At 50.7% G+C, this 12,449-nt stretch carries 10 protein-coding genes; 1 reads left to right on the top strand and 9 read right to left on the bottom strand.

What is annotated here, in order from left to right; all coding sequences use genetic code 11:
- Positions 1-61 precede the first annotated feature (61 nt).
- The 9 genes from ribBA to L1285_RS09840 all read right to left on the bottom strand — a co-directional run bounded on the left by ribBA (position 62) and on the right by L1285_RS09840 (position 10,468).
- Positions 62-1,174, bottom strand: a complete 1,113-nt coding sequence (ribBA, locus tag L1285_RS09880) for a bifunctional 3,4-dihydroxy-2-butanone-4-phosphate synthase/GTP cyclohydrolase II (RefSeq protein ID WP_046006867.1) — start codon at positions 1,172-1,174, stop codon at positions 62-64.
- 33 nt (positions 1,175-1,207) lie between these two features.
- Complete coding sequence (locus L1285_RS09875) at positions 1,208-1,864, bottom strand: riboflavin synthase (RefSeq protein ID WP_235412188.1); 657 nt, start codon at positions 1,862-1,864, stop codon at positions 1,208-1,210.
- 6 nt (positions 1,865-1,870) lie between these two features.
- Positions 1,871-2,989 carry a bifunctional diaminohydroxyphosphoribosylaminopyrimidine deaminase/5-amino-6-(5-phosphoribosylamino)uracil reductase RibD gene (gene ribD / locus L1285_RS09870; RefSeq protein ID WP_235412187.1) on the bottom strand — a complete coding sequence of 373 codons (1,119 nt, stop codon included), beginning with the start codon at positions 2,987-2,989 and terminating at the stop codon, positions 1,871-1,873.
- Positions 2,986-3,438, bottom strand: coding sequence for a transcriptional regulator NrdR (nrdR, locus tag L1285_RS09865; RefSeq protein ID WP_010382799.1), 453 nt, complete (start codon positions 3,436-3,438; stop codon positions 2,986-2,988). Before nrdR ends, ribD begins: the two co-directional genes overlap by 4 nt.
- Before the next feature lie 164 nt (positions 3,439-3,602).
- Entirely contained in the window at positions 3,603-4,859 is a 1,257-nt protein-coding gene (glyA, locus tag L1285_RS09860; RefSeq protein WP_046006870.1) for a serine hydroxymethyltransferase, read from the bottom strand.
- 255 nt (positions 4,860-5,114) lie between these two features.
- Positions 5,115-6,401: a threonine synthase gene (gene thrC, locus L1285_RS09855; protein ID WP_235412186.1), complete on the bottom strand. Its 1,287-nt coding sequence runs from the start codon at positions 6,399-6,401 to the stop codon at positions 5,115-5,117.
- 1 nt (position 6,402) lies between these two features.
- Entirely contained in the window at positions 6,403-7,341 is a 939-nt protein-coding gene (gene thrB, locus L1285_RS09850) for a homoserine kinase (RefSeq protein WP_235412185.1), read from the bottom strand.
- Positions 7,342-7,349: 8 nt separating this feature from the next.
- Positions 7,350-9,767, bottom strand: coding sequence for a bifunctional aspartate kinase/homoserine dehydrogenase I (gene thrA, locus L1285_RS09845; RefSeq protein WP_235412184.1), 2,418 nt, complete (start codon positions 9,765-9,767; stop codon positions 7,350-7,352).
- A 335-nt stretch (positions 9,768-10,102) separates the two neighbouring features.
- Positions 10,103-10,468, bottom strand: a complete 366-nt coding sequence (locus L1285_RS09840) for a response regulator (protein WP_235412183.1) — start codon at positions 10,466-10,468, stop codon at positions 10,103-10,105.
- 217 nt (positions 10,469-10,685) lie between these two features.
- On the opposite strand from L1285_RS09840, the gene L1285_RS09835 reads away from it, so the two are divergent.
- Positions 10,686-12,446 (top strand): sensor histidine kinase, encoded by a 1,761-nt coding sequence (locus L1285_RS09835; RefSeq protein WP_125782286.1) that lies wholly within the window; start codon positions 10,686-10,688, stop codon positions 12,444-12,446.
- The last annotated feature ends 3 nt before the right edge of the window (positions 12,447-12,449 follow it).

The following is a 12,449-nucleotide window of genomic DNA, read 5'->3' as shown; positions in this document are numbered from 1 at the left end:
AGAAAAAGACGAAACGCCTACAGGGAAATCCCTGTCAGGCGCGCGTGCTATTTTAAGTAAATTATTGAGGTTCGACGTAATCGACAACTTCTAAGTGGAAGCCTGACAGTGCGTGATATTTTTTCGGTAAACTCATCAGGCGCATTTTACTGATCCCCAGATCAGCGAGAATTTGTGAGCCCACACCCACGGTTCTGGAGGTGCCCTGGAACTTACGATAATTGGGCTTTTCACCGGCATCTTCTGCTGCAAACGCTTTCACCAGTTGTTCCAGGTCTTCAGTTTTCTCTTGTTTACCAAGGATCACTAACACACCATCGTTATCCGCGATGTACTTCATAGCGCCGTGTAAGGTCCAGCTACGATCTGCACTGCGGTCTGACAACAAAGTATCATTGAACGTACTTTGCAGATGTACTCTGACCAAGGTTGCCTCATCCGCACTGACTTCGCCTTTGAGCAGTGCGTAATGCAACTGGTTGTCTATGGTATCTTTATAAGTGACCAACTCGAATTCACCATATTCTGTCGGCAGTTTACACTGGGCCACTTTTTCAATGGTCGTTTCGTTGAGGTTACGATATTCGATTAGATCGGCGATGGTGCCAATTTTGATGTCGTGCTCTTTGGCGAACACTTCCAACTCCGGGCGTCTTGCCATGGTGCCGTCCGGATTGAGGATTTCCACAATCACAGAAGAGGGCTCAAGGCCTGCCAGGCGCGCCAAGTCGCAACCCGCTTCGGTGTGACCTGCACGGGTCAAAACCCCACCGGGCTGTGCCATAATTGGGAAGATGTGGCCAGGCTGCACTATGTCTTCAGGCACCGCGCCTTTAGCGACTGCGGCCTGGACGGTGCGGGCACGGTCGGCCGCTGAAATCCCCGTCGTCACGCCTTTGGCAGCTTCGATAGACATAGTAAAATTGGTTGAAAACTGGGCGCCGTTGTTTTTCACCATCAGCGGTAAGTCAAGCTGCTGGCAACGCTCCTGCGTCATGGTCAGACAGATCAAGCCACGGCCGTAGGTCGCCATAAAGTTAATGGCTTCTGGCGTGATATGCTCCGCCGCGATGATCAAATCGCCTTCATTTTCCCGGTCTTCATCATCCATAAGAATGACCATTTTACCGGCTTTGATGTCGTCGATGATTTCTTGTGCGCTGTTTAAGCTCATAATCTTCCCGTTTTTAAGTGCGTTATAGGCAAGTTATTTAATAAAGCCAGCTTTGGCCAGTAAGCTGGTTGTGAGAGTTGATTGCTGCGTTGCAGCCGGTTCGCCCTGGATCAACCTTTCCAGATAACGTGATATCTGATCCACTTCGAGGTTGATTAAGGTCCCCACCTTAAAGTCGACAATGGTGGTTTCCTGTGCGGTATGCGGCACAATCGTCAACTTAAATTTATCGCCATCCAGGTCATTAACCGTCAGACTGATCCCATCGATGGCCACGGATCCTTTATACGGTATGTACTTCATCAGTTGCGCAGGCGCTTTAAGCCAGTACTCGGTGGCACGGGCGTTGGGCTGCACCGCAACCACTTCAGCAATGCCATCAACATGACCCGAGACCAGGTGCCCGCCGAGTCGTGACGTAGGCTGAAGTGCCTTCTCAAGATTGACTTTTTGTCCTACCCGATACTCCCCGAAGCGAGTCAGTTTCAGTGTTTCATTAGACACATCGGCACGAAAACCGTCGGAAAACTTTTCAACAACGGTCAGGCACACCCCATTGGTCGCAATGCTGTCTCCCAGTTGCACATCATCCATATCCAGTGTTGCGCTGCTAATCCGCACGCTGAGATCACCTTGCTTGAGCGTTAACTCGGTCAATGTGCCCGTTGCTTCAATGATGCCTGTAAACATAATGCCTTACTTACCTTGTTGTTTGTGTGCCGTAATACGAATATCGGTGCCAATCGAGGTGACCTCGGTGAACTGTAGTTCAGTGATCTGGCTCATCGACGAAAGCGCTGCACTGTTGAATAAGTCTCTGCCATCCGTACCAATGATCTTGGGCGCCAGATAGATCAGGTACTCATCAATCAGGCCTTGCTGATGCATGGCCCCCGCCAGCGTCGCCCCCGCTTCCAGCCAGATCTGATTAATATTGCGCTCAGCCAGCGTATTCAGCGCCGCTTGCAGGTCAATTTTACCTGCCCGGGTGTTAATCTTAATTTGCTCTACGAAATGTGGCCAGTTGTGCTGATTATCAAGGTCTGAACGCAAAATAACGACGGGAGATGGAATTTTAAATAACGCCAGCTCGGGATGAAGACGGTTTTGCGAGTCGATGATCACCCGAACAGGCTGACGCCACTGCTCTACGGGGCGCTCAATATCCGTCAATTCCTCAGCCCTTACATTGAGGCGCGCATCGTCGACCAGCACAGTATCGGCGCCGGTTAAAATCGCGCAACTTTGTGCCCGGCCCAGCTGTACATCGCGCCGTGCTGCGGGCCCGGTGATCCATTTACTTTCGCCATTGCCCAATGCCGTTTTACCATCCAGGCTTGCTGCAAGTTTACAGACCACATACGGACGCCCCTGCTCCATACGTTTCAAAAAGCCCTTATTCAGTGCGCGAGCCTGCTGCTCGAGCAACCCAAAAGCCGTTTCTATCCCGGCCTCATTGAGCATCGCAAGCCCTCGCCCGGCCACTTCCGGATTGGGGTCAACCATAGCGGCAATAACTTTGCTCACGCCGGCCTCAATCAGCCCTTTTGCGCACGGCGGTGTACGACCGTAGTGACTACAGGGCTCCAGGGTGACATAAGCTGTTGCACCACGGGCACGCGCTTGAGCTTGTCGCAGCGCATGCACTTCTGCATGAGGCTCGCCGGCGCGCAAATGAAAGCCTTCACCAACAATCTCACCGTTTTTGACGATGACGCAGCCGACATTGGGATTTGGGGTAGTGGTAAAGCGGCCCTGTTGCGCCAGTTCAATGGCGCGTGCCATATAAGTCTGATCGGCTTGTGTAAAACTCATTCATCCCCCAGTCGGGCAATTTCTTCGCCAAACTCTTTCACGTCTTCAAAACAGCGATAGACCGACGCAAAACGAACATAGGCCACTTTATCGAGTTTTTTCAGCGCTTCCATAATACATTCACCCACCAGCTGACTGGGCACTTCGCGCTCACCGGTGGCGCGCAACTGAGACTTGATCTGATGGACCACTTCTTCAATCTGCTCGGTGCTCACCGGACGCTTCTCCAGTGCGCGATGCAGACCATTTTGCAACTTATCTTCATTGAATGGCTCTCGTGAGCCATCTTGTTTAATGACCCTGGGCATCACCAGCTCAGCGCCTTCAAAGGTGGTGAAACGCTCATGACATAAAATACATTCACGCCGCCTGCGAACCTGATGGCCCGAGCCGACTAACCGCGAATCAATCACTTTGGTTTCTTTTGCTGTACAAAATGGGCAGTGCATAAACGCTCACTATGAAAAACTGACAAACACCCAAAGCGCCTCATTTAATTGAGAGCACACTTTGAGCCAATTGCCAGAAGTATATCAAGATAGTGCCAGTGGGTGCACATAAAAAAGGCCGCACTCAGTGCAGCCTTCTTTGCTATCTCTGTGGTATCTGAGATTTATGCGTATACAGGCAGTTTAGCGCAGATTGCTTTCACTTTTTCTTTCACTTGTGCCTGAACTGACTCGTCTTCGATGTTGTCCAGTACATCACAGATCCAGCCTGCCAGCTCGCTTGCTTCAGCTTCTTTAAAGCCACGACGGGTAATTGCCGGTGAACCAATGCGCAGACCTGAAGTAACGAACGGAGAACGCGGATCGTTAGGTACTGAGTTCTTGTTAACCGTGATGTTGGCACGGCCAAGCGCTGCGTCGGCATCTTTACCTGTGATGTCTTTGTCGATCAAATCCAGTAGGAACAGGTGGTTGTCAGTCTTACCAGACACCACTTTGTAGCCACGCTCCTGAAGTACAGCCACCATAGCTTGGGCGTTTTTAACCACTTGCGTTTGGTAAGCTTTGAAGTCGTCCTGTAACGCTTCTTTGAATGCAACGGCTTTGGCTGCAATCACGTGACACAGAGGACCACCCTGACCGCCCGGGAAAACCGCGCTGTTAAGCTTTTTATAGATGTCGGCGTCGCCACATGCAGACAGGATCAGACCACCGCGAGGACCAGCCAGTGTTTTGTGTGTAGTCGTTGTCACAACGTGTGCGTGTGGAATTGGACTTGGGTAGATACCCGCAGCAACCAGACCCGCTACGTGTGCCATATCGACCAGCAGGTAAGCACCTACTTTGTCTGCAATCTCACGGAATTTCGCCCAGTCAACAATACCTGAGTAAGCCGAGAAACCGCCGATGATCATTTTTGGCTTGTGCTCTAATGCCAGCGCTTCTACCTGCGCGTAGTCAATTTCGCCCGTTTCTTCATTCAGACCGTACTGAATCGCATTGTAAGTCTTACCTGAGAAGTTCACGTGAGAGCCGTGAGTCAGGTGACCACCGTGTGCCAGGCTCATGCCCAGAACGGTGTCGTGCGGCTGAAGTAATGCCTGGAAAACCGCGGCATTTGCCTGAGAACCTGCGTGTGGCTGAACGTTCGCGTAGTCACATCCAAACAGTTCACAGGCACGGTCAATCGCCAGTTGCTCAACCACGTCAACGTGCTCACAGCCACCGTAGTAGCGCTTACCCGGATAACCTTCAGCATATTTGTTAGTTAACTGCGACCCCTGAGCCTCTAGTACACGCGGGCTACAGTAGTTTTCAGATGCGATAAGCTCGATGTGCTCTTCCTGACGAGTTGTTTCCGACTGGATCGCTTGAGCTAGTTCAGGGTCAAAATCTGCAATATTCATGTTACGTTCTAACATGGTGTCTCCTAGGTACACGTAAGATTGGTTTTTGAAGGCTTGATTGTACGCAAATTGCGGCCATTTGCCTATGAAATCGGCGTGAGCCTATTTAATCAAGGATTGAATTTATTTCACAGTGTTTGGGGGATGATATTTTTTTATTTAAACATTTATATTTTTTATTAAAATACGAAATTACATTTCAAATTGAAATCTACTGAATGGGCTTTGCCGATGCCTCAGAGGGTCACCAGCAAAGCAACTTACCAGGGTTTAACCCGTCAGACGCGCCAACACGGCCTGCTTAAGGGCAGCATAATCGGCAGACAAAGGCTCAGCCAGGCAGGGTTTTTCAAGCGCCGTTGCCAGCGCCTCTGGCATCTCTATCACCTGCTCCAGCACCGCTTCCACCGTTTCTCTAAATTTGGCGGGGTGTGCCGTCGCCAGAAAAATCCCGGTTTCTTCGGGCTGACCATCCAGCAGTAGCCCTTCATAGGCAATTGCAGTATGAGGCTCTGTCACATAACCTCCTTTCGCAACCTGACGCATGACTTCCTGGGTTCTCTCTTCAGACACTGAACATGAATAAAATTCATACCTTTGGAAATACCCTTGTTCTAACATGGACTCAACTCGAGGCCAGTTATTAGGTTTACTCACATCCATGGCATTGGAAATTGACTCTAAAGTCGCATTCGGCTGCCACTGACCTGAGTCCAGATAACGGGGCACAGTGTCATTCTGGTTGGTGGTCGCACTGAGGCGTTTTACCGGCAATCCCAGTGCGGCGGCAATCATGGCTGCACACACATTGCCGAAGTTACCGCTCGGCACAGAAACATGAACCTGCTGGCGCTGAGCCGCGTTAAGCTGGGCAAATGCCTCAAAGTAGTAGCAAACCTGAGCCAGCAAGCGGCTGATGTTGATTGAATTGGCCGAGTTCAGACCTAACGTTTGTTTAAACTCATCGTCCAGGAAGGCTTGTTTTACCAGTGCCTGACAGTCATCGAAGCTGCCTTCTACCGCATAGCAATGGATGTTTTCACCCAGCGTAGTAAAGAGTTTTTGCTGAGCCAGTGAGATTTTCCCCTGTGGATAGAGGATCACCACATCCACGCCCGGCATCTGATAAAAGGCATGAGCTACCGCCGCACCGGTATCGCCGCTGGTCGCGGTAAGAATGGTGACCCGCTCTCCCTGACTAAAGGCACCAATGCATTGCGCCATAAAACGTCCGCCAAAATCTTTAAAGGCCAGCGTCGGGCCATGAAATAGCTCAAGGCAATATTTATTTTTTTCAACTTCAACTAAGCGCGCAGGAAAATCAAATGCCTGCTCACACATGCTCTGTAATGAGTCCAGAGGTAACTCATCTCCAATCAGGTGTTTCAGGATAGCCGCGCTGCGCTGTGCAAAAGGCTGTGTCAGCAGGCCATCAATGTCATTCAAAGGCTCAAGCGCCTCGGGGAAAAACACCCCCTGATTGCGACCCAATCCTGTTTTAACGGCGTCAATAAAGGATACCACCTGAGTATCGTCTTTTAAGTTAACCAGTTTCATTCTACTCTCCTTCCTTTATTTCTCTTGTACCTTGTGGGTCTATTCGACAAATGTGGCTGAAGCCATGTTCATTCAGGTAATTCTGTTGTAACCACAGCTGACAGCGCTGTGCATCTTCTTCGCTGGCGCATAATGCAAACAAGGTTGGCCCGGCCCCCGAGATGCTGACACTTAGCGCGCCTAATTCAGGCAGGCTTTGTCTGGCCTCGGCAAACCCTTTTATCAAAGGTGCCCGCGCCGGCTCGGCAATCTCATCCTTCATTAAAGTCACGGCCTTATCAAACTGCTGCTGCGCCATTAACAAAGTAAAAGCGCTCAATCGCTGGGCAAATTCTACCGCATCGTGTGTCGCCAGCTGTTGCGGCAACACCGCTCTGGCCGCAGCGGTATTCAGGGCAAATCCGGGGTACGCCACCACCAGTCGCCAGTTGTCATCGCTCGGCAGGCTCAGTGCCCTGTCGGGAACCAATTCGGCTGTCAGCTGAAGCCCGCCCAGATAGCAGGGTGTGATATTGTCATAGTGACGTGCACCACTGACCTTGCCTTCGAAGTCGGCCATCAGCTCAATCATTTGAGTCTGAGACAGCTGTGTCTGTGCAAAAGCATCCAGCGCCGCAAACGTCGCGACCACAGAGCAGGCACTGGAACCCAGCCCAGAGCCGATCGGCAGTCGTTTTTCCAGGGTTAATTTCACTCCTGGCATGTTCGCTGCGACATGCTCTCTGAAATGAACCAGACATTGATAGGCGAGGTTTTCCTCAGCCTGTGCGGGTAATTTCGCCGCATACGGGCCGATGCAGGCAAAGCTGTCTTGCTCAGCAGCTTCAACGCTCACCACATCGCCCAATAAAGTCCCATCCAACGGGGCAATGGCGGCCCCGAGCGAATCAAATCCGACACAAAAGTTACCAATGGATGCCGGTGCAAAAAATCGTTTCATAGCCACTCCTAGCGTGTCAGTGTTTTCAGAATATCAGCGAACACCCCGGCTGCGGTGACTTCCGCACCGGCACCATACCCCCGGATCACAAAAGGTTTTGGCTGATAATACTGACTTAATATGGCAAGCGCATTTTCCCCGTCACGAATATCCGACAGTGCATGAGTACGCTCCACCGCTTCAATCCCGACCCGGCAGCGACCATCGGCAATACTGCCCACATAACGTAACACCTTACCTTCACTGGCTGCACTTTGAATGCGGTCCGCAAACGCACCGTCCAGTTCATGCAACCGTGCCATAAACTCATCCACAGAGCTGCCTGCGGCAAAGTCTTCGGGCACCACAGGCTCGACTTCGATGTCAGACAGCTCCAGCGCTAAACCCGACTCACGGGCGATGATCAGCAGTTTACGCGCGACATCCGTGCCGGAGAGGTCATCGCGCGGATCCGGTTCTGTAAAGCCGCTTTGTTTCGCTTTGGCGGTGGCCTCTGACAGGCTCAGGCCATCTTCCAGCTCACCGAAAATGTAAGACAGTGAGCCCGACAAGATACCACTGAAAGACAAAAGCTCATCGCCCGCACCGAACAATAGCTGCAGGTTATCGAGTACCGGCAGGCCCGCGCCGACATTGGTTTCGTATAAGAAGCGTCGGCCCTTTTGCTGTGCAACCTGCTTCAGTGTCTGGTAATAGTCGTAGTCGCTGGTGTTGGCTTTTTTATTGGCTGCCACAACGTGAAAGCCTGCCGCGAGAAAGTCCCGATATTGGTCGGCCAGTTGCTGAGACGAGCTGCAATCGACAATAACCGGATTGATCAGGTGGTTACGACGCACAAAGGCCTCGAGATCCGCAAGCTTAAAGCCCTCTGACGCATCTGCCAGCGCCTCTTGCCAGCGCTCAAAAGGCACGCCCTGTTCATTCAGGTAACAGTGTTTTGAGTTAGCCACTCCATAGAGGTTAAGCTTGATGTTGCGCTCTGCCAGCCAGCTTTGCTGACGTTGCAACTGGGCCACCAGCTCTGTACCAACCAGGCCACAGCCAAGTAAAAACACATCAATTGAGGGAACATGGGTAAAGAAGTTCTCATGGCACACCTTCACCGCGTCCTGACATAGCTCACCCTGGATCACGGCAGAGATAGCGCTTTCGGTAGAGTCCTGGGCAATCGCCACAATATTCACCTGCGCCTGCGCCAGCGAGGCAAAGAACTTAGCCGCTAAACCTTTGTGCGATTTCATGTTATCGCCCACCAGGGTAACGATTGCCAGTGAGCGGCGTACCTCAATTGGTTCAATCAGCTGAGCCTGCATTTCCAGCTCAAAGGCGCTTTGCAGTGCCTGCAATGCTAACGGCAGGTCTTGTTCGTGCACACAGAAACTGATGCTGAACTCGCAAGAAGATTGGGTGATCAACACAATAGACACATTGTCTTTCGCCAGCGCCGAAAACACCCTGGCCGCCATACCCACTTTGCCTTTCATGCCCGGCCCGGAAACCGTTAACATTGCCAGCTTATCCAGACTCGATAAGGCTTTAACCGGCTCATCACCATCGCCCTGGGCCGCAATCACAGAGCCTGGCAGCTCCGGCGCATGGGTATTTTTAATCTCGCACGGCACCCCGGTCTTGGCACAAGGTAATATCGTTTTAGGGTGTAAGACTTTGGCGCCAAAATACGACAGCTCCATTGCTTCTTTATAAGACAAGCGATTTACTTTGGTGGCTTTTTTAATCAGTCTGGGGTCGGCACTGTAGACGCCGTCGACGTCTGTCCAGATCTGGCAGACCTCTGCCTGAATACAGGCTGCGGCAATGGCGGCTGAATAATCCGATCCGTTACGTCCAAGTGTCGTCAGCTCGCCTGCGGAATTGCTGCCGGTAAAGCCGGGCATGATGTAAAATTGTGCGCGGTGGGCCTGCAGCTGCGCGCTAAAACGGACACGGCTTTCGTCCAACAGAGCTTGAGCATCCAGATAAGCGTCATTAGTAGCAATACACGCGGTGGCATCAAGATAATGGGCCTTGTCTTTACTTAGCATGGCCACCATCAGAGCGACACTGACGCGCTCACCGAAACTAATCACATACGCCTGTACGGCATCCGGGCATTGCCTGAGCAGTTTCACACCCGCCAGTTTATCTGCCAGTGCGGCAAAATCGGGCCAATGCGCCGCTTCACCAAACTCTGCTTCAACCTGAGATTTTAGCGCGTTCAGGCGCTCTGTCAGTGCTTGCCATTGCGCCTCATACGCTTGCCCCTGACGCGCCAGCTCGCACAGCTCTACCAGTTTGTCCGTAACGCCACCCGGAGCAGACAACACCACCAGCGCCTCGTCACCCCCCTGAGTCAGGATCAGTTCCCGAACCCGTTGCAGACAGCCATAATCGGCCAGCGATGATCCTCCAAACTTCAATACTTTCATGTCAATTTTCCTCATTCCAAAAACAAAAAAGGCCTGTGCTCGCAGTGAGCACAGGCCTTTTCGAATACGCACCGACCTATGCCACTATCCAGTTAGGATGGTGGTGGTAATAATGGTCGTAGTGTTAATAATCTTTTTCATAGACTTTAGACTGCCTGAACACTGGATAAGCTGTCAAGCACAAAAACCGAAATAATAGCGTGAAAAACTATGCAAAAAACTCAAGTTGTGAACAACAAAGCGCAAAGTTTATGTCAGGATGGCAAGATAATTGATGTGTGGAGCGGAAAAATTGATGTTAATAAAAGAGGCAGGCGGTTACAAACGTGTCGCTGTTAGCGGATCCCAAAGCGGCTAAGTGTCTCCTGCAAGGACTCTGGCTTGACCGGTTTTTCCAAAAACGCCAACGCCCCCAGCCTCGCAACCCGCGTTTTCATTTCGTCCTGAATATCGGCCGAAATCACCACAACGTAGGTTTCTATCACCTGTTGTTTGATTGCTTCCAGCACACCTATCCCATCCAGTATCGGCATGGTCAGGTCAAGACAAACTAAGTCAATCTGCTTTGATGCCAGTACCTCGAGGGCTTCACGTCCGTTACTGGCTTGGCAAATATCCACATCCAGCATGCCATTGAGGCAACGGATAACTTGTTTGCGGGCAACGACCGAGTCGTCACAGACTAATACTGAGTAGCTCATACGGTGAATTGTCAAATAATCTTTATTGTTCTGTTCTGGGATAAAGGTTATTGTTGTGGTTAAACTTATAACACAATAATCTCTGTCCAGTAAGTGCCACAGGAACAAATTCCTTGTGATATCAGATTGAGATTAATATTTATTTTTAGCACTTTATTGGCTAACTTTAAGTGTATTAAGCACGCAAAAACTCGTTGTTAGGAGCAAAGAACTCTTCATGCTGCAAAAAAGTCTGTCAAAGAAGCTGCTCACAAACGTCTTGTCGGTTTACTTTTTGCTCACCTTTGTCGTGACGTGCGGACAAGTGGTGGCCGAATATGTCAATACCAAGGACTATATTCGCAACGAGTTAACCATGCTGCAAAAAACCTTTAGCCGCAGCCTGACCCGTGCCATCTGGGAGCTCAATACCAAACAAACCGTCACCACAGCAGAGGGTTTGCTGGCGATCCCTATGATTGAAGGGATCATTGTGCGTGACGACAGTGGCGAGATCATTTCCCAGCTGGGCCGCTCCCTCAATATCCATGAGCTCTACAGCCAACAGCTGGTACAAGAAGAAGCGCTCATTGAGGACACGCCCTCAGGCTTATTTGGCTATACCTTTCCGCTTATCTTCGAGTTCTCGGGCCGTGCCACCCAAGTGGGCGATGTCACCCTGTTCTCAAGCCGCGAAGTGGTATTCAGTCGCATCATGATCTCCATCTACTTCCTGATCGGTAATGCGATGGTCAAAACCACTTTTCTAATCATTTTGTTTTTACTCGCGTTTAGAAAGTTACTTACCGAGCCTTTAACCGATCTGACCGAGCAGATTGATGATTTTGAAATAGACAATGTTGATGGCCACAAAATAGATATAGATACCACGGAGCGTAACGAGCTTAAGGTGATGGAAGAGGCCTTCAACAAGCTCATTGACCGCATTGCCGATTACCGTAAAAAGCTCGACCAGGCGCAAAAAGAGCTGTTGATTAGTAACGAGAAACTGGACCAGCATAATATTCAGCTGGAGCAGGAGGTGGCACGCAAAACCTCCAACCTGTCGCAGGCCATGATGGACCTGCAGCAACAAAAATATGAGCTGGAAAAGCAAAAGCTCACCTTAACAGAAGAAATCGATCTCAGACGTCAGACCGAAGAAGAGCTGCTAACCAAACAAAAAGAGCTGGAAAAGTATGTTGATGAACTCAATATGGCGCAGGAGCGTCTGGTTGGCTCAGAGAAAATGGCGGCACTGGGCGGCCTGGTCGCGGGGATAACCCACGACATTAATACTCCGGTCGGTATCGGTGTTACAGCGACCTCATTCCTGGAAGAACGCCTGGAACGCCTGGAAACGGCCTATCGGGATAAAACCCTGTCACCTAAGGCGCTGGAAGAATTTATTAATGAAGCCAAACAAAGCACCAGCTTACTAACCACCAACCTGGACCGGGCCTCTGAGCTGGTGGCCAGCTTTAAGCAAATTGCGGTTGACCAGGCCAGCGAAGCCGTGCGCACGATTAACTTTAAGCAGTATCTGGGCGAAGTGATCCGCTCCTTGCACCCTAAACTCAAAAAGACTGCGCATATTGTTAACGTTGACTGCCCGGAAGAGCTCACTTTGCACTTACCGGCCGGCGCTATCAGCCAGATCTTCACCAACCTGATCATGAACTCCCTAATCCATGGTTTTGAAGGCGTTGCTCAGGGCACCATAGACATAGAGATCAGAGAAGAAAACAACGACGTCTTTATCGTTTACAAGGATAATGGCAAAGGCGTGAGCAAGGCGCAGCTTGAAAAACTCTTTGACCCCTTCTTTACTACCAAGCGCGAGCAAGGCGGTAGCGGCCTGGGTACCCATATCACCTTCAACCTGGTGAAACAAACACTCAATGGCGATATTGAAGTGAATTCGGAAGAAGGAAAAGGGCTGACCTACTACATTCGTTTCCCCAAAGAGCTACAAAAGAACGTGGCGATGTTCAGTTAATAG

This window comes from Pseudoalteromonas sp. DL2-H2.2, from assembly GCF_021532535.1.
Taxonomy (GTDB): Bacteria; Pseudomonadota; Gammaproteobacteria; order Enterobacterales; family Alteromonadaceae; genus Pseudoalteromonas; species Pseudoalteromonas rubra_A.
The sequence above is the reverse complement of the archived record's forward strand: the minus strand, read 5'-3'. Positions and strand labels throughout refer to the sequence as shown.